At 58.3% G+C, this 223-nt stretch carries 1 protein-coding gene; it reads left to right on the top strand.

Translation table 11 applies throughout. The annotated features are described in order from the left end of the window. On the top strand, window positions 1-223 hold a 223-nt coding region (locus tag E4K09_RS21990; protein WP_193557342.1), incomplete at both ends, for a calcium-binding protein.

Below are 223 nucleotides of genomic sequence, written 5' to 3'. Positions count from 1 at the left end.
GCAGGTCATTGTTAGTCAGGCGGGCGCCGGGCAAGACCTCCTCCTGACCATCGGCACCGACAAGGTCACTCTCGACCAGACGGCTTACAGCTCTCTGTATCGGATCGAGGACGTGCACTTTGCTGACGGCACGATGTGGACCTATGATCAAATATTCACCATGGCCACGACCGCAACCGCGGGCAACGATGTCTTCTACGGTGATGAGCGCGCCAACAACCTC

The sequence above is a fragment of the Microvirga pakistanensis genome, assembly GCF_004458765.1.
In the GTDB taxonomy this organism is placed as follows: Bacteria; Pseudomonadota; Alphaproteobacteria; order Rhizobiales; family Beijerinckiaceae; genus Microvirga; species Microvirga pakistanensis.
The sequence above is the reverse complement of the archived record's forward strand: the minus strand, read 5'-3'. Positions and strand labels throughout refer to the sequence as shown.